Source organism: Acinetobacter sp. YH12155, assembly GCF_013418255.1.
GTDB classification, from domain to species: Bacteria; Pseudomonadota; Gammaproteobacteria; order Pseudomonadales; family Moraxellaceae; genus Acinetobacter; species Acinetobacter indicus.
This window is the reverse complement of record NZ_VPCK01000003.1, coordinates 42137-59465: the sequence shown is the minus strand read 5'-3', so window position 1 is coordinate 59465 and position 17329 is coordinate 42137. Positions and strand designations below refer to the sequence as shown.

Here is a 17329-nt window from a genome sequence, read left to right as displayed (position 1 = left end):
GAATAATAAAAAAACTTGACTATTTTAGTCAGGATTCATAGAATCTACACATCTAGTCCAACCATGTGTATCGAATCATGCGCTTAACCACTCGCGGTCGCTACGCAGTGACTGCTCTACTTGATCTAGCTTTGCAGCCAACTGAACAAACGATCACTCTTGCAGAAATTGCAGCTCGACAATCTATTTCTGTCGCTTACCTTGAGCAGTTATTTGCGAAATTAAAGCGTCACGGCCTGGTTTCCAGTATTCGTGGAGCCAATGGTGGTTATCACCTGGCGCGCAGTGCCGATACAATCACCGTATTAGAAATCATTGAAGCTGTAAATGAAACGGTTGATGCCACCCGTTGTGACCATAAAGGCAACTGCCAGAATGGTGCAATGTGCTTAACCCATGATTTATGGCAAGAACTCTCCCACCATATTGCCGATTATCTTGCAAAAATCACCCTTGCTGACCTTGTAGCTCGTGACAACGTTCAAGCCGTTGCAATTCGCCAAAATTCAGCATCTTTTGATTCAGCCCTTTTATCGGTTACAGGTATTTGACATGAAACGTCCGATCTATCTTGACTATGCAGCAACAACTCCTGTAGACCCTCAAGTTGCAGAACGTATGATGGAATGCTTAACTTTCGAAGGCACCTTCGGTAATGCAGCATCTCGTTCACATGCCTATGGCTGGCAAGCAGAAGAAAAAGTGGAATATGCACGTGAACAAGTTGCGAACTTGATCAAAGCTGACCCACGTGAAATTGTCTGGACTTCAGGCGCAACTGAATCTGACAACCTTGCCCTAAAAGGTGTGGCTCAATTCTATGCATCTAAAGGCAAGCACATCATTACCTCTAAAATTGAACACAAAGCAATTTTAGATACCTGCCGCGAGCTTGAGTCTGAAGGCTTCGAAATTACCTATCTTGAGCCACAACCACAAACCGGTTTAATTACCCCGGAAATGGTTCAGGCTGCAATTCGTCCAGATACCATTCTTGTTTCCCTGATGATGGTGAACAACGAAATTGGTACCGTGACTGACGTTGCTGCAATTGGTGAAATTACCCGTGCCAACAAAATCTTCTTCCACGTTGATGCTGCACAGGCTGCGGGTAAAGTCGAGATTGATCTTTCAACCTTAAAAGTTGATTTAATGAGCTTCTCTGCACACAAAATCTATGGCCCTAAAGGCATTGGTGCCTTATTTGTACGCCGTAGCCCGCGTGTGCGTCTGAAAGCGCAAATGCACGGTGGCGGTCATGAGCGCGGTATGCGTTCTGGTACGCTGGCGACCCATCAAATCGTGGGTATGGGCGAAGCATTTGAGCTGGCAGGTAAAAACCTGGAAGCTGAACAAACCCGTTTACGCGTGTTACGTGACAAACTCTGGAATGGTCTGCAAGACCTTGAACAAGTGTTCCTGAACGGTCACCCGACTCAAAACGTAGCCAACTACTTAAACGTCAGCTTCAACTTTGTTGAAGGTGAATCGTTAATGATGGCGCTTAAAGATGCAGCAGTATCTTCAGGTTCTGCATGTACGTCTGCAACGCTTGAGCCATCTTATGTACTGCGTGCGCTAGGTCTGTCTGACGAGCTTGCGCACAGTTCAATTCGCTTCAGTTTTGGCAAATACACCACTGAAGAAGATATTGATCATGTGTTATCAATTACCAAAGCTGCTGTTGAGAAATTACGTGAACTTTCTCCGCTTTGGGATATGTATAAGGAAGGTATCGACCTTTCTACAGTTGAGTGGGCGGAACACTAATTCGACACTGAGATGAAGCTTTATTCAGCTTCATCTCATTGATAAAACGAATATTGACCCCATATTAATATTAACGCTGACCCCGAGGTTTGGAGAAGCAAAATGGCATATAGCGAAAAAGTAATTGATCATTACGAAAACCCACGCAACGTTGGTGTTTTAGACAAAAATGCAGACAACGTAGGTACAGGCATGGTCGGTGCACCAGCATGTGGCGACGTAATGCGTTTACAGATTCAAGTGAATAATGACGGTGTAATTGAAGAAGCACGCTTTAAAACCTATGGCTGTGGTTCGGCAATTGCATCAAGCTCACTGGTGACTGAGTGGTTAAAAGGTAAAACCTTGGACGAAGCTCAAGCCATCAAAAACATTGATATTGCAAACGAACTGGCTTTACCACCAGTTAAAGTACACTGCTCTGTACTTGCAGAAGACGCGATTAAAGCGGCTGTTGAAGACTATCGTACCAAACAGCAAAAAGCTTAATTGTTTCTCGTTTTAAAGACAGATTAACGGAGTTTTCATGATCCATTTAACTGAAAATGCTGCAACTCATATCAGCAATTACTTAAAGAATCGCGGTAAGGGTGAAGGTATTCGCGTTGGCGTGAAAACTTCCGGCTGTTCAGGTCTGGCCTATGTGCTTGAGTTTGTTGATGACATCAATGCATACGATCAGGTATTTGAACAGCACGGTGTAAAAGTATTCGTTGACCCGAAAAGTTTAGTCTATCTTGAAGGTTTAGAGATGGACTATGTCAAAAACGGCTTGAATGAAGGCTTCGAATTCAATAACCCGAATAAAAAAGGTGAATGTGGTTGTGGTGAATCCTTCACGGTTTAATTCCCGACCCTCCCTTCTTTTGCAGATTAAAACAGTGTCTTGTACACTGTTTTAATCGCATTTATGCAGTCCTTTTTTGCAATCAATCGCGGATTATCTCTTCCATGAATCATTTTGAGCTGTTTAACCTGCCTGTAGCACTCGATATTGATTTGGCTACTTTAAAAGCAGAATTTTTAAAGTTACAGCAACAATATCACCCCGATAAAGCCGAAGATAAAGACCAGGCGCTGATTCAGTCCAGCGAAATCAACCAGGCGTATAAAGTTTTATCTCAGGTTGACAGCCGCGCAGGTTATTTACTGAGCTTAAAAAAACAGGATTATCATCTGGATCAGTCGATCAGTGATTTCGAGTTTTTACAGTCTGCCTTGGAAATTCGTGAGCAGCTGGATGATGCCCGCTCTGCCGATGAACTGGCTTCCCTGAAAACCGAAGTCCAGCAATGGATTGATGGTCTGGTTCGCGAATTTAAAATTGATTATGCAGATGAAGACTGGGGCGAAGCACGCGATACAGTACGTAAATTGCGTTTCTTCCAGAAAGTTATGACCGATATTGACAAGGCTGAAGATCGTTTCCTCGACGATGACAGCTTTGACTTAGATGACGATTTTTAATTTTATTTTTTCAAATTAACGTGCAAAGGATGTAACACAATGGCGCTCTTGCAAATTGCAGAACCAGGACAATCAAGCGCACCGCATGAACATCGCATTGCGATTGGAATTGATTTAGGCACCACACATTCACTGGTGGCCACTGTTCTTTCGGCGCAAGCCAAAGTCCTTCATGATGAACAAGGTCGTGTGTTACTTCCCTCAATTGTTCATTATGCCGAAAATGCCACGCAATATGGCAACGATGCCAAACCGTTTATCACCAGCGATCCGAAAAATACCATTGTTTCAGTAAAACGTTTTATGGGTCGCTCCAAGGCAGACATCAAATTTCAGCATCCTTACGATTTAGTGGGTGAAGCCAATGAAATGCCGGCTTTTGAAACTGCACAAGGTCGTAAAACACCGGTAGAAATCTCGGCTGAAATTTTAAAACAGCTGAAAGACCGTGCTGAAGACAGCCTGAAAAATCCGGTCAATGGCGCAGTAATTACTGTTCCGGCCTATTTTGATGAAGCTCAGCGTCAAGCCACACGTGATGCAGCTCAACTGGCTGGCCTGAATGTGCTGCGCTTACTTAATGAACCGACTGCTGCTGCAGTGGCCTATGGTCTGGATCAGGACAGCAATTTAAGCACCGATCGCAACTATGTGATTTATGACTTAGGCGGCGGTACCTTTGACGTATCAATTTTACGCTTCTCGCAAGGCGTATTTGAAGTACTGGCGACCGGTGGTCACACTGCATTAGGTGGTGATGATCTAGATCGTTTAATTGTCAAATGGGCGAAAAAACAGCTGAATATTGACACATTAAATGATACTGAATATGCCCACTTTGTAGTCGCAGCGCGTCAGGCCAAAGAAGCGCTGTCGGATGCTGAATCGGTAGAACTGCAACTGTTAGACCAAACACTAACACTGGATCGTGCGACTTTTGAAAGCATTATTCAGGTGGCGTTAGACAAGACCATTAGCGTCTGCAAACGCGTACTGCGCGATGCCAAACTGGAACTGACCGATATTCAAAACGTGGTACTGGTTGGCGGCTCTACCCGCTCCTATGCGGTGCAAAAAGCTGTCCGTGAGGTATTTAACCAGGAACCGCTATGTACTATTAACCCGGATGAAGTGGTTGCGATTGGCGCCTCTATTACGGCCAATCAGCTGATTGGTAATACCAAAGATGGTTCATTGCTTTTAGATGTTACCCCACTGTCTTTAGGTCTGGAAACCATGGGCGGTCTGGTCGAGCGTTTAATTTCACGTAATACTGCAATTCCAGTCGCGCGTCGTCAGGAATTCACCACTTATCAGGATGGACAAACCGCCATGCTGATTCATGTGGTGCAAGGTGAACGTGATCTGGTTGAGCATTGCCGTAGTTTAGGCCGTTTTGTCCTGCATGGTATTCCACCAATGACTGCCGGTCAGGCGCGTATTGAAGTGACCTTTCAGGTCGATGCCGATGGCCTGCTTAGTGTTTCTGCCAAAGAAACGACTTCTGGCGTCTCTGCGCACATCGACATTAAACCGTCTTATGGTTTATCGAGCGAAGATACCGAACGTTTACTGCTTGACGGTTTCAAATACGCAGAAGAAGACAAACACCTGCGTCATTTACAGGAAACCAAGGTCGAAGCACAGCGTGAACTGGAAGCCCTGGAACAGGCGTTAAAAGTTGATGCACAGCTATTGAGCACAGAACAACTGGACGCATTGAATGGTGCGAAAACCCATTTGTACAGCCAGCTTGAAACAACCGATATTCAGGCTATTGAACAGGCTATTGAACAGCTTAAAATACACAGTGATGCTTTTGCTGCGCTTCGCATGAACCAGCATATTGATGCTGCTCTTAAAGGCACCAAGCTCGACGACTGGTCAAACTCAAACTAATTTAAGGTAAAGACTATGCCACGTATTAAAGTACTTCCACATGCGCAATTCTGCCCAGAAGGTGCTGAGTTTGAAGTTGAACAAAATGCCAACCTGTGCGAAAGCCTGTTAAAAAACGGCATTAAAATTGAACATGCCTGCGATATGTCATGTGCCTGCACCACCTGTCACGTGGTGGTACGCCGCGGTTTTGACAGCCTGGAAGAAATGAATGATGTCGAAGCTGATCTGTTAGATCGTGCTTGGGGTCTAGAACCTGACTCACGTTTATCATGTCAGGTACAGGTGGTTGATGAAGATCTGGAAGTTGAAATTCCAAAATACACCATTAACCATGCTTCTGAAAATCACTAAGACTTAAAACAGAAAAACCACGCTCCGGCGTGGTTTTTTTGACTTGATAGAACACTCAACAATCTTCGATCAAGCAGATCATCTATCTTTATAATTTAATGAAATTCCCGATCTGGTCGATTAACCTCGACTTCTTCAATCACTTCATCTTCCAGTTTTAATTTCACAATACCCTGCGAGTTGGTCAGTTTTTGCTGGGTCTGAATCCGTTTAATCATTTTTTCCAGCACACCAATCAGTTCCGGATATTCAAAGTTTTGCACTTCATCCAGATTCAGCAACAGATGAAAACCTTTGTATTCATAGTCAAACCAGCGCTGATAATCGGATTTTCTGGCCGCATATTTTTCCATGACCTGCCAGGTTTTCACCGGACCCTGAATACCTTTCAGGAAAATTGGCGCTTTCGGCGCACACAGATAATCATTTTTCACCAGTTGATAGGTATCATCTGACAGCAGGATTTCATCAACTTCGGCTGCGCTTTGCAAACGCGCCGCCAGATTGGCATCTCGGCCGACAATGGTATAGGCCATCCGATGCGCCGCACCATAGTTACCAACGTGGCAATAACCGGTACTGATGCCCATGCGGATATGTAACGGCGGATAGCCCATTTTAATCCAGCGTTCACGCAGCAGTTTCATTTGCTGGCGCATGGCAATAGCCATTTCAACGCAGGTCTTGGCATCATTTTCCACACCCTGACTGCTTGGATCACCAAAGAAAATCAGGATAGCATCGCCCATAAACTTATCGACCGTGGCTTCATACTGCTTGGCAATTTCAGTCATATGACTCAAATAATCATTCAGCAGGTAGGCTAAATCGTCTGGAATCAGGGTTTCAGACAGTTCGGTAAAGCCCTGAATATCGGAAAAGAAGATGGTGAGTTTTTTACGTTTATATTCAATTTTGGCTTCTGACTCGCCTTTCATGATCGAGTGCCAGAGCTGAAGCGGCGCATAACGGCTCAACTGGTTGGCAAACTCCATATAGCGGTTCATTTGCTGATAATAATGTTCACGCTTATGGTTAGAGGCACGAATCCGGCGGGTCTGATAAACACTGCCCATCCCGAAATACACGATCATGCACAGGAAGGCCAGAATGGTCAGCTCATTGGTGGTGTATTCAAAATATTCACCAAAGCCAAATACGAAAATATTACACAGATAGAATACCGACGCTGCAAATAAAGCCGCCAGCGACACCAAAAAGAACGACACTTTGACGTTAATGGCGGTATACAGCAAGGCAAAAATAGCCGCAAAGGTCAGGACCAGATTTAAATGCACGGCCGACAGACAGATGGCCACAATCATAATATCTATAATAAATAAGATATTTCTTTTAATCTGATAGTTATATTTAGATTGTAGCCAGCGCGACAGTTTCGGGGTAATAAACAGCAAAAATGCCAATAAAACCGGAATATAAATTTGGTACTGGGTGTCTGGATAGGTGTAATGATAGACAATCAGGATCAGCGATAAACTGGCATAGCCCATAACCCGATGCAGGTAATCAAATTGTGTAGGATCTCGATCCATCCAATAACCTAGTGACACCGTACTCTACTCTCCTTAGCGGATCTGGTCACACCATACATCCCTGCATGATGCAAACACGAATATCAGTCCATTCGCCAGTCAAATGGCATATCGCCCTGACCGCGTAGTGCCAACATTAGCGTTTGGCGCATATGGTTCAGCACTTCATTGTTATACGGTACTGCTGGTGTTCCCCAGACCGGTTTTGGCCATGCCACATCATTTTGATAACGCACCACATGATGGAAATGCAATTGTGGCACCATGTTGCCCAGTGCAGCAACATTCATTTTATCGGCACGGAATACACGTGACAGTTGGCTAGATAACCAGCTCGATTCACGCAGGAACTGTTCCTGATCGGCCTGGCTTAATTCATAGAGTTCAGTAATGCCCGGCACACGTGGAATAAGAATGAGCCAAGGAAATTGCATATCATTCATTAAACGACATGTTGACAGGGGAAAGTCGCCTACAAAAAAAGTATCTTGAGCAAGTTGTGGATGCAAACTAAACATATCTTTATAAATGACGCAAATTAGAATGATGGCTAATACTACCACATCCCAAAGGACGTGAATATTCTATAACGGCCGTTTCACCACAAATAACACACTATTTGCAGCCAGCCAGAGCAATCCCCTATCTTCAATAAATTTCCTTAAATAATCAAGACTTCTTTGCGCAGTCAGCGATTAAATAAGCAGCAGGAATTGCATTGGGACTGAGCGTTGACTCAGGCTGGCAGTTCGCGCAGCAATTGCTCCAGCAAATCGGAAATAAACTGAATCCGTTTTTGATGTTCATCCAACAGCACCATGACTTTTAAACGCTGCCCGCCATCCATCCGGAAATAGGTCGGATGTTTCTGCATCATCTGGATAATACTGATCGCCTGCACCGGGGTATCTGGCGAAAACTCGATATTGCCACCATTGGCACCCACATCAATTTTGGTAATACCGAGCTGCTCGGCTTTCAGACGCAGCTGATGCACGGCAAATAGCTGTTTTACCGGTTGTGGTGGAATACCAAAACGGTCAATCAGTTCCATACGGATGTTGTCGAGTTTTTCCTGTGTATCGGTATTGCTGATACGTTTATAGAATAATAAACGCTGATGCACATCGCCCAGATATTCATCCGGAATCAAGGCTGGCATGTGCAGGTTGATTTCCGCTGTTAACGACAACGGCGCATCGAAATTTGGGGTTTTGCCTTTTTGAATGGCTTTAGTGGCTTTTTCCAGCATTTCCATATACAGGCTATAACCAATGGCCTGCATCGAACCGCTTTGCTGTTCCCCGAGGAGTTCACCGGCACCACGAATTTCCAGGTCTTCGGTGGCCAGCATAAAACCAGCTCCCAAGGTCGATGCACGCTGAATCGCATCCAGACGTTTTTCAGCATCACCTTTTAAGCCTTTAATCGACGGCACCAGCAAATAGGCATAGGCCTGATGGTGCGAACGTCCAACCCGGCCACGTAACTGGTGCAATTGCGCCAGGCCGAGCTTGTCGGCGCGTTCAATTAAAATGGTATTGGCATTCGGGACATCAATCCCGGTTTCAATAATGGTGGAACAGACCAGCACATTATATTCTTTATGATAGAACTGCTGCATCACCTGCTCCAGTTCACGCTCACGCATCTGGCCATGTGCGACTGCTACCCGTGCTTCCGGCACCAGCTGGCGGATATTTTCTGCTGCACGTTCAATGGTATCGACTTCATTATGCAGGAAATACACCTGACCGCCACGCAGCAATTCACGCAAAATCGCTTCTTTGACTGAATCACCAGTCTGTTCCTGCACAAAGGTTTTTACGGCTAAACGACGCGCTGGTGGTGTGGCAATGATGGATAAATCGCGCATGCCACTAAAGGCCATATTCAGGGTACGTGGAATAGGGGTTGCCGTTAAGGTCAGCATATCGACATCGGCGCGCAAGGCTTTAATCCGCTCTTTATCGCGCACACCGAAACGGTGTTCTTCATCGACAATCATCAGACCCAGCTGTTTGAACTGGACATTTTCCTGCAAAATTTTATGGGTACCAATCACAATATCGACTTTGCCTTCGGCCAAATCTTCAATGATTTTAGTATGGGTTTTGGATGAACCAAAACGCGACAGGACTTCAATACGCACCGGCCAGTCGGCAAAACGGTCTTTAAAGGATTCATAATGCTGCTGTGCCAGCAAGGTGGTCGGTACCAAGACCGCTACCTGTTTATTATTTTGCACGGCGACAAAGGCGGCACGCATGGCCACTTCGGTTTTACCAAAGCCAACATCCCCACAGACCAGACGGTCCATTGGTTTGGCCTGCTGCATATCATATAAGGTCGCTTCAATGGCATTGGCCTGATCCAGCGTTTCTTCATAGGCAAACCCGGATGCAAACTGCATATACAGTTTTTCATCCAGCTCAAAGGCATAGCCCGGCTTGGACTGACGGCGTGCCTGTATATGCAGCAATTCGGCTGCGACATCGTGAATCTGCTCCAAGGCTTTACGCTTGGCCTTGTGCCAGGCATCAGTGCCAAGTTTATGCAGCGGTGCCAAATCCGGATCGCCACCACTATAGCGGCTAATTAAATGCAAATTGGTCACTGGCACATAGACTTTGGCGCCATCGGCATAATCGAGCTGCAAGAATTCATGATCCTGCTGATCAATTTCCAGCGTCACCAGTCCGGCATAACGCCCCACACCGTGATCAATATGTACCACCGGTGCACCAATACTCAGCTCGGTCAGACTGCGAATTAAAAACTCTTCCGAGACTTCCTGCTGACGTTTACGCCGACGCTGAACCACACGATGTTCATAGAGCTGGTTTTCCGAAATGACCGAAAGCTGGCCCTGAATTACCAGACCACGATCTAAAGGAGCGTTGGTAATGGCAACGGCGTATAAAGATTTCTGGAATTCAGCAAAGTTCTCAACCGTTGGGATTTCTCCCAGACTGGAACGCAGCGCATCTTTTAAGGTTTCACGGCGACCGGCACTTTCTGCGACCAGCAACACCGGATGATTGGCCGCGTTAATATACTCTTTGACCAGACTGAACGGTTTTTCCCGTTTCGGATCGACCGGCAATTTAGGCGGTGCTTCAGTGGCCAGATTTACCACACCGGCTTTTTCAGCAAAATGATCTGCCGAGGCGATGATGCGGCCAAACTGGTTTAACTGTCCCAGCACCTGCTGAGGTGATAAAAACAGTTGCTCGGGCGGTAAAATAGGCTGGTCAATATTATGCCGGCGATCTTCATAACGGCGGTTTACTTCCTGCCAGAAGCTGTTTAAACTTTCTTCCAGCCCTTTATCTGTAATGACAATGCCATTCTCAGGTAAGTACGCCATTAAGGTACTTTCGGCAGCCATTGCCTGAGCGCTGAAGAATAACGGAAAATAGAACTCTATCCCTGGCGAGGCAATGCCATCGAGCACATCCTGATACACCGGGCTTTTCTTTGGATTTGCACTTGGGAATAATTCTGCATAACGATCGCGGAACAGCGAACGGCCTTCTTTTAGAGGAAACTCTTTGGCGGGTAGTACTGAAAATTGCTGAATGGTTTGGGTAGTCCGCTGGGTTTCCGGATCAAAAAACTTCAGGCTTTCAATTTCATCATCAAACAGGTCAATCCGGATTGGTGCTTCTTGCCCTGAAGCAAAAATATCCATAATACTGCCGCGCACCGCAAATTCACCATGGTCATAGACTGTATCGACCAGATGATAACCAGCCTGAATCAGGCGTTTCTTTTGCTGTTCCAGTTCAAACTTCTGGCCAACCTGAATATCAAAATGCTCACCTAAGACCCAAGAGGTTGGCGCCACACGCTGCGCCAGGGTTGCAGCCGACACCAGCAGTACGCCCTGCTGTGGCATATTCGATAAAATCGCCAGACGCTCAGAGACAATATCCTGATGCGGCGATAAACGGTCATAAGGTAAAATTTCCCAATCCGGGAAAATGGTCGGTTGAATACCATAAAACTCAAATTCGCTTTCCAACTGCCCCAAATGCTGGCTGTTACGCGCCACCACAATCAATAACTGTTTATGCAGGGTGCTCAGCTGCTTGATCAGCAAGGCCGCGGATGAGCCCTGCAAATTGCCCACCCAGCGTTTTTCGCCCGTTTTTAATTGTTTCAGATTGAGTTGGGAGCTTTCGTGTTGGAACATGTATATAGCTTTTAGGTCTAATCAACATGCGGCTTATACTAACACGAGCATTTCCATCCATTACGTTAATTTTTCTTAATCTTTATCTGAAAAATGAGACTGCATCTGGCTGAAAAATGGATTGAAGCTTACTTTTTCTCACGCAAGAACTGACGATAATAATCATTCAGGCGTTTCACGATACTTTTAAACTGCAACAGGTTTTCTTCTGTGTTGCCCAAACGCGTCACAAAGCTTTGCGTGGCAATTTCCAGATCAATTTTTTCATTGATCAGCATGGCGGTAAAATACAGTTCTTTCAGGTCATCAAAACGGTTCATACGCCGATTAGACAAATACTCCAGCCGCTCCGATAAAGCATCATTCAGCACAATACCATCGACGATATAGCCGTGTTGCGGATCAAACTGAATCTGATGTTCAGCCAGAAATTCTGCTTCTGGAGAGGGCTTGCTTTTAAACAGTTGCGCCACTTTATTGAACATATGGTTATATCCTGAAATTCGCTGTGCCTAGTGTATCGGCTTTAGCATGGAGATCCAGCGTTTGAACGCGGATATCTTCATAAAAACAAAAAAGCATCCGAAGATGCTTTTAACTTGAGAGTTTTAACCATACTGGCGCTGCAAATAATGCACAATATCATCCGATTCAAACATATGAGCGCCGGTATTCGGATCAACCAGATAAGGCACCTGAATATTCTCTCCCATCAGTGCCAAGACTTTCTCACGTTTACCGCCCTTTAAAGGTACATATTTACCTGGCTTTAAACGTAATTTGGCCAGCCCCTGATCCTGCCAGCGCTCTTTGGCCACATTATGGAAAATAAAAGGCAATTCCAGCTCGGTTAAGGTACTGCGCACAATGCGCGTATACGGACTGGCTTCAAAACCCCACAGCTCCAGCAGTTGCTCTGGTGCCGCACGGTTTTTAATCTTTTTCTTGACCCAGACCCCGCGTGCACCATTAAGCAGCGTACCCGCAAAGGCCACAAAGGGAATTTTTGGATAATGTGCATAGCGCCGCGGGGTTTTCCCGCTTTTGCCATAGTGTTTAAACAGATGATGAATAATCTGCTGCGATTCGTAGAGATGATCTCCAGTATTTTCATCTACCAGAAATGGAAATTGCAGTTTACCGCCCAATTCCTTGACCTGCGGACGGTATTTTTTACCACCTTTAGGACAGGGATAGACTTCATAATCCAGATTCAGCAAGGTCATGACTTCGCGGACACGTCGACAAAATGGTGAACCTTCAAACTCATACAACTTGAGCGGCTGCTCAGGTTGCTTGGGAAATGCTGTGCCATTGCTTCCGCGCCCGCCTTCGGTCAAAGCAGAAGCCAATGCCTGTACCACTTTAATTTGATGATGCAACATCATGACCTTCCTGTTCTTGTTATGTTCTAGAAGATGAATGCCGAATCGGGTTGATTACAGCTCCACCAATGCTTCTTTGGCCACCACAATACCATTATTATCGGCATAAATATAATCACCCGACTGAATATTCACACCACCAAAGCTGAGCGGAATATCGACCTCACCCACGCCTTTACGGTTACTTTTTTGTGGAATTGCTGCCAGCGCATGTACGCCTAAATCCAGTTCAGCAATGGCATCGACATCACGTACACAACCGTAAATAATCACACCATTCCAGTTGTTTTTTACTGCAGATTCGGCAATCAGGTCGCCCATAAGTGCACAGCGCATTGACGCACCACCATCCACCACCAGCACTTTGCCCCGGCCTTCAGTCGCCAGTAATTCTTTTACACGCGAATTATCTTCAAAGCATTTTACCGTCACCACCTGACCGCCAAAACTTTTACGCGCGCCATAGCTTTTGAAAAATTTGCCATCCATTGATGGGGTGACCACTTGCAGCTGTTTATCCGGGTTATCATCCAGCAAATCACAAGTAACGAAAGCGACTGTAGACACGTGTGTTTCCCTCATTTTGTATGTTGTATGCGTAAATTATCATAAATTTCAAACTTTTCAGTTTGAGTTAAGGCAGCCTCGACCATAGTATGAGCCACCTGCCCGGCTGTCACTGGCCGATGTTTAAAATTTTTAGGCAAAAAAGATGAACAGCGCTGAAACAGCTGCTGTGACAGATCTTCCAGAAAACGTGCATCCTGACGCTCGCCTAGCAATAACGATGGGCGCAGCAGTGAAACTTTGCTTAAAGATAAGTTCTGAATGTACTGTTCCAGTTCACCTTTGACCCGATTATAAAAAAATGGCGATCTGGCATTGGCCCCCAAGGCACTGACCAGCAGATAATGGGCAGAGGTTTGCTGCAACAGCTCGGCAAAATGGGCATTGATAGTAAAGTCGGTCGCATAAAAGTTATCTTTTGAGCCGGCTTTTTTCAGGGTGGTACCCAAACAGCTAAAGCCATGACTATGCTCGCTGACATCCTGATCATTCAGCATCAGTAAATCTTCCAGCACCAATGGCTGTACTTTGGCCATCTGTTCAAAGGCTGTATCCGGGCGACGCACCACCGCCGTAACCTGCTGACAGGCAGGATGATCATTTAAGGCAGAAACCAGCGCCCGGCCGACCAAACCGGTCGATCCAATGACAATGGCTTTTTTTATGATTTGAGTCATTTTTTATCCAATATTCAGGCACTCACACTAATCTAACGTTTTCTTTCATTTTTTTCTGCATCTTAAATGTTGTCAAAGCTTGTCAAGACTTGACTTCGACGCATTGTTTAATCAAAATATGGCACTTGTTTACGGGCTGGTGAAATTCTGCTGATGTGGTTTTCAGTTGAATTGCGGCCCGCCCAGACCAATCTATTTCAAGGAGTGCACGAGTGGCAAACTCTGCTCAAGCTAAAAAACGTGCTCGTCAAAACGTTAAAGCACGTAAACATAACGCAAGCTTGCGTTCTATGGTTCGTACCTATCTTAAACGTACAGTAGCTGCTATCGCTGCTGGTGACTATGCTGTTGCTTCAGAAGCTTACAAAAAAGCTGTACCTGTAATCGACCGCATGGCTGATAAAGGCATCATCCATAAAAATAAAGCTGCTCGTCATAAGAGCCGCTTGAACGCGCAAGTTAAAGCATTAGCTTCTAACTAATCGCAAAGCAGAAAGAGCCCTGATTCAGGGCTTTTTTTGTATCTGTAGATTTTATTTTGGTCCGATCTTATCCTCAATACGTTTACGTCCCGATCGATTCCATCTCAATTCCACACTAAACCGTCTAAAAAACATCTAACCATCACACGACCTACCATCACTAGAAAATAAATCTGTCCCCCTATATTTTTGATTGCCACAACATCCCCCATAAAAAAACACCTCCTAAACTACTTAGAAGGTGTTTATGTAATTCAGACTAGAATGTTGAATATGAATTGTTATTTCAGCATCAGTCTTAAGTTTTCTGGGGTTAAATAAGCCAGTTGCAGACTATTATTAGCGCTTAACTGGGTCCATTGCTGGTTAGCCCCACCGGTACAGCCATAGCGGATTAAACGGGCACGATTGTCTTTTAAATAGCCATGTTCCAGATCAAAACATTGAGCACCCTGGCGGATGGTTCCGGTTTCTGTATGCATTGTCCACACCTGACTGTCCTGTGTGGTGCTACAGCTGGCCAGTGTTACCACATTGCTGTTATTGCTTAAACACAAATCTATCTCGGCTTTACTATCAATCCGGCCCAAACCATCATAAATCCATTGCTCGGTGTCATCTCCGGTACAGGCGCTTGCACCACTGATATAGACATTTTTCTGACCTGTCGCCAGAGTTTCCACTTTCAAACAGTTATTTCTGTTTTTAAGTAGCGTTGCTTCAGCCAGAAGATCTTCATTGGCCAGTCCCAACTGCGTCACGAAGCCTTCCAGCGCTGTTTGCGCTTCAGGTTTTGCATGCTCCAGATCGGCACGGTAGACATTCATCCAGCGATTCAAACGGTAGATGTTCTGTTGCTGCTGTTCATAACGCTGCAACTGCTGCTGAGCTAGTGCACTCAATTTATGACGATTTTCTGCATAAGAATCATATAGTAATTGTGCAGCTGGCTTTAAAGCGATCACCGCCTGATTGGCCTGTGCTTCCAATTGCTGCTGGAATTCCGGCAATTCCACTTTTCTAAGCGCCGTATAACCATCCTCACGTCCAATTTTTACAGCAGCTGAAATGGCAGTGCCGTATTGAGGAATCGTAAGTGTCGATAATAATTTCTCGGCTTCATTGGCTTTTTTGCAGTACAAATTAACCTGTTGCGGCTGATCTGTAATGGCCAGGTTCACATGCAGCTTATTGGCATTACCACGCATACGATGAGGTGCCAAAGCCACGTTCTGGCTGCGATTGGTATATTGAACATCTAACCAGCAAGCCGCCTGCTCTGCGCCACGCTGTGCAGCCGGCAAATCATAGACATTGCCCCAGTTGCTGCGTGCTGCCGGATACAACACCCCTTGCTGGGTTTCCGGATCATAGCCGCCAATAATGGTAATCACCGGCACCCCAAATAAACGCGGTTTTAAATAATAGCCATCGGCGCTGTTATACCAGACCTCGCTTGAATTCGGCACTTTCGGATAGACCACTTCCATCTGGCGGCTGTCCGGATTCCAGCGTTTATAGCCGGATGGCGAGCTTTCATCCCACACATGACGATTGGTAAAATGCGGCTGGATACGCAAAAAGGTACTATAACCGGTGTAATGGGTATAACGTGAAATACTGCTATTGGTGGCACCGCCTGACATGGCATCCCAACCATACGGATACAGTTTCAGGAAATTTGGCACCCCGTTTTTGCCATCGCCCAGATTGGAGGATTGCCAGGCCAAATTACCGCGCATTTTGTTGCGATAGCCTATATAGCCCCAGCCACTATCGGCATGATGTGCCGACCAGAAATAATTGGTGGTGGTATCATCTACTTTAAAAGAGCCCGGATAATGGCCTAAACCATAATGATGGCCAATTTCATGGCTAAATTCGTTACCCACCGAGTTATACAGGGTCAACATGCCGTTACCGCCACTCAAGCCATGGGTCTGTTCACCATTGCTATATTTACCCCGCGCATGGTGAGTTACCACAGTTTGAGTCAGTTGAGGCTGTTGCTGACTGAGCATCGAAGCACTGGTCACCCCCCAGTTAGCCAAGTTAATTCCCACACTAAAGGTCGATTTCGCCGTGTTTTCACGCATATCCCCCGAATAAACACCGCCTTCGCCTGCACTTTGACTATCGTAGATGGTGCCGTTGGCCACCATCACCCGATCCAGCTGAATATCATCATATTTAGCCACCGTCATGTGCGCTGCCGGAATGGTCTGGAAATAGTCTGAGCCTGACTTTTCCGGTTCAAGCAGCATGGCATGTCCTGTTGAATGTGGCGGCGCAGTGAGCAGTCCAATCCGAATATTATTTAGTACCAGTTCACCAGGCGCAGCAAAATCAATCTGCTCTGCCAGTAAATCACCACTGCGGTTTTTGCTGTCAATGATCCGTAATTTTAAGCCCGGACGTACTTCATCCCAGTTTAAGCGCGCTGACCAGGCCCGTTTACTGTAGCGCACTTCTGCACGGCCATCACGATTGCTCTGGTCCGAGGCCGGAATTTGAGTCGGATCAGCCAGGTTGATACGGCGTAACAGCCGTTCATTCTGATACACCTCAACCTGCAGTGCATTAATCTGATCCATCTCCTGCATCGGTGTGATTAATAACAATGCCTCCCGTTCTGCGGTTAAACGTGGCATTTTTTTCTCTTCGTTACCATTCGGGTCAACCACATGGCCTTGGGCAAACTGCACCATCGCCTGTAAAGAACCTGTTAAATCATTACGCACTTCACGTGATTCAGACTGGGCATTAAAATCATAAAAACCCAAAACAGATGGACTTACCACATCTTGCGTTGGCTCAGGATAATGACTTCCATGCAGCGGAGCATCTGGTGCTGTCCCATTGTTCGGCTGTTGACTTTCTCCATCACTACCACCACCGCCACATGCCGTCAGCATAAACGACAATATACTTACACTTAACAAACTAAGCGGAAACTTGATCACACTTTTCACTATTT

Annotated in this window: 16 protein-coding genes; 8 read left to right on the top strand and 8 right to left on the bottom strand. The window is 45.7% G+C overall.

The window, feature by feature from the left end; genetic code table 11:
- Positions 1-77: 77 nt before the first annotated feature.
- The 7 genes from FTU86_RS03075 to fdx all read left to right on the top strand — a co-directional run bounded on the left by FTU86_RS03075 (position 78) and on the right by fdx (position 5490).
- Positions 78-551, top strand: coding sequence for an Rrf2 family transcriptional regulator (locus FTU86_RS03075; RefSeq protein WP_005178455.1), 474 nt, complete (start codon positions 78-80; stop codon positions 549-551).
- A 1-nt stretch (position 552) separates the two neighbouring features.
- Entirely contained in the window at positions 553-1770 is a 1218-nt protein-coding gene (locus FTU86_RS03070) for an IscS subfamily cysteine desulfurase (RefSeq protein WP_104473046.1), read from the top strand.
- A gap of 102 nt (positions 1771-1872) precedes the next feature.
- Positions 1873-2259, top strand: coding sequence for a Fe-S cluster assembly scaffold IscU (gene iscU, locus FTU86_RS03065; RefSeq protein ID WP_005178460.1), 387 nt, complete (start codon positions 1873-1875; stop codon positions 2257-2259).
- A 37-nt stretch (positions 2260-2296) separates the two neighbouring features.
- Positions 2297-2617, top strand: coding sequence for an iron-sulfur cluster assembly protein IscA (gene iscA, locus FTU86_RS03060; RefSeq protein ID WP_045795408.1), 321 nt, complete (start codon positions 2297-2299; stop codon positions 2615-2617).
- 104 nt (positions 2618-2721) lie between these two features.
- Positions 2722-3237, top strand: coding sequence for a Fe-S protein assembly co-chaperone HscB (gene hscB / locus FTU86_RS03055; RefSeq protein WP_016659013.1), 516 nt, complete (start codon positions 2722-2724; stop codon positions 3235-3237).
- A 39-nt stretch (positions 3238-3276) separates the two neighbouring features.
- Positions 3277-5136 carry a Fe-S protein assembly chaperone HscA gene (gene hscA, locus FTU86_RS03050; protein WP_016659014.1) on the top strand — a complete coding sequence of 620 codons (1860 nt, stop codon included), beginning with the start codon at positions 3277-3279 and terminating at the stop codon, positions 5134-5136.
- A 15-nt stretch (positions 5137-5151) separates the two neighbouring features.
- Positions 5152-5490 (top strand): ISC system 2Fe-2S type ferredoxin, encoded by a 339-nt coding sequence (gene fdx / locus FTU86_RS03045; protein WP_005178469.1) that lies wholly within the window; start codon positions 5152-5154, stop codon positions 5488-5490.
- A 95-nt stretch (positions 5491-5585) separates the two neighbouring features.
- Here fdx and FTU86_RS03040 read toward each other — a convergent pair whose 3' ends face one another.
- The 7 genes from FTU86_RS03040 to FTU86_RS03010 all read right to left on the bottom strand — a co-directional run bounded on the left by FTU86_RS03040 (position 5586) and on the right by FTU86_RS03010 (position 13870).
- The gene (locus tag FTU86_RS03040; RefSeq protein ID WP_171525163.1) at positions 5586-7043 is read right to left on the bottom strand and encodes an adenylate/guanylate cyclase domain-containing protein; all 1458 of its coding nucleotides are present in this window, start codon (positions 7041-7043) and stop codon (positions 5586-5588) included.
- Positions 7044-7126: 83 nt separating this feature from the next.
- On the bottom strand, positions 7127-7561 hold the full coding sequence (locus FTU86_RS03035; protein WP_005178471.1) for an HIT domain-containing protein: 435 nt from the start codon (positions 7559-7561) through the stop codon (positions 7127-7129).
- Between the two features lie 218 nt (positions 7562-7779).
- Complete coding sequence (gene mfd, locus FTU86_RS03030; RefSeq protein ID WP_180036792.1) at positions 7780-11241, bottom strand: transcription-repair coupling factor; 3462 nt, start codon at positions 11239-11241, stop codon at positions 7780-7782.
- 128 nt (positions 11242-11369) lie between these two features.
- The gene (locus FTU86_RS03025; protein ID WP_005178476.1) at positions 11370-11726 is read right to left on the bottom strand and encodes a hypothetical protein; all 357 of its coding nucleotides are present in this window, start codon (positions 11724-11726) and stop codon (positions 11370-11372) included.
- Positions 11727-11849: 123 nt separating this feature from the next.
- The gene (locus FTU86_RS03020; RefSeq protein ID WP_034597779.1) at positions 11850-12626 is read right to left on the bottom strand and encodes a glutathione S-transferase N-terminal domain-containing protein; all 777 of its coding nucleotides are present in this window, start codon (positions 12624-12626) and stop codon (positions 11850-11852) included.
- A gap of 54 nt (positions 12627-12680) precedes the next feature.
- Entirely contained in the window at positions 12681-13193 is a 513-nt protein-coding gene (gene rraA / locus FTU86_RS03015) for a ribonuclease E activity regulator RraA (RefSeq protein ID WP_005178481.1), read from the bottom strand.
- Between the two features lie 11 nt (positions 13194-13204).
- Positions 13205-13870: an NAD(P)H-binding protein gene (locus FTU86_RS03010; RefSeq protein WP_005178483.1), complete on the bottom strand. Its 666-nt coding sequence runs from the start codon at positions 13868-13870 to the stop codon at positions 13205-13207.
- 212 nt (positions 13871-14082) lie between these two features.
- Between FTU86_RS03010 and rpsT the strand changes: the two genes are divergently transcribed.
- Positions 14083-14352 (top strand): 30S ribosomal protein S20, encoded by a 270-nt coding sequence (gene rpsT, locus FTU86_RS03005; protein WP_005178484.1) that lies wholly within the window; start codon positions 14083-14085, stop codon positions 14350-14352.
- Between the two features lie 281 nt (positions 14353-14633).
- Here rpsT and FTU86_RS03000 read toward each other — a convergent pair whose 3' ends face one another.
- A complete protein-coding gene (locus FTU86_RS03000) occupies positions 14634-17312 on the bottom strand; it encodes a M66 family metalloprotease (RefSeq protein WP_373684787.1) in 2679 nt (892 codons plus the stop codon).
- Positions 17313-17329 lie beyond the last annotated feature (17 nt).

Bases quoted from the DNA above. Each gene is read 5' to 3' on its own strand.
- FTU86_RS03075 (WP_005178455.1), top strand. From the start codon at position 78: ATGCGCTTAACCACTCGCGGTCGCTACGCAGTGACTGCTCTACTTGAT.
- FTU86_RS03070 (WP_104473046.1), top strand. From the start codon at position 553: ATGAAACGTCCGATCTATCTTGACTATGCAGCAACAACTCCTGTAGAC.
- iscU (WP_005178460.1), top strand. From the start codon at position 1,873: ATGGCATATAGCGAAAAAGTAATTGATCATTACGAAAACCCACGCAAC.
- iscA (WP_045795408.1), top strand. From the start codon at position 2,297: ATGATCCATTTAACTGAAAATGCTGCAACTCATATCAGCAATTACTTA.
- hscB (WP_016659013.1), top strand. From the start codon at position 2,722: ATGAATCATTTTGAGCTGTTTAACCTGCCTGTAGCACTCGATATTGAT.
- hscA (WP_016659014.1), top strand. From the start codon at position 3,277: ATGGCGCTCTTGCAAATTGCAGAACCAGGACAATCAAGCGCACCGCAT.
- fdx (WP_005178469.1), top strand. From the start codon at position 5,152: ATGCCACGTATTAAAGTACTTCCACATGCGCAATTCTGCCCAGAAGGT.
- FTU86_RS03040 (WP_171525163.1), bottom strand. From the start codon at position 7,043: ATGGATCGAGATCCTACACAATTTGATTACCTGCATCGGGTTATGGGC.
- FTU86_RS03035 (WP_005178471.1), bottom strand. From the start codon at position 7,561: ATGTTTAGTTTGCATCCACAACTTGCTCAAGATACTTTTTTTGTAGGC.
- mfd (WP_180036792.1), bottom strand. From the start codon at position 11,241: ATGTTCCAACACGAAAGCTCCCAACTCAATCTGAAACAATTAAAAACG.
- FTU86_RS03025 (WP_005178476.1), bottom strand. From the start codon at position 11,726: ATGTTCAATAAAGTGGCGCAACTGTTTAAAAGCAAGCCCTCTCCAGAA.
- FTU86_RS03020 (WP_034597779.1), bottom strand. From the start codon at position 12,626: ATGTTGCATCATCAAATTAAAGTGGTACAGGCATTGGCTTCTGCTTTG.
- FTU86_RS03010 (WP_005178483.1), bottom strand. From the start codon at position 13,870: ATGACTCAAATCATAAAAAAAGCCATTGTCATTGGATCGACCGGTTTG.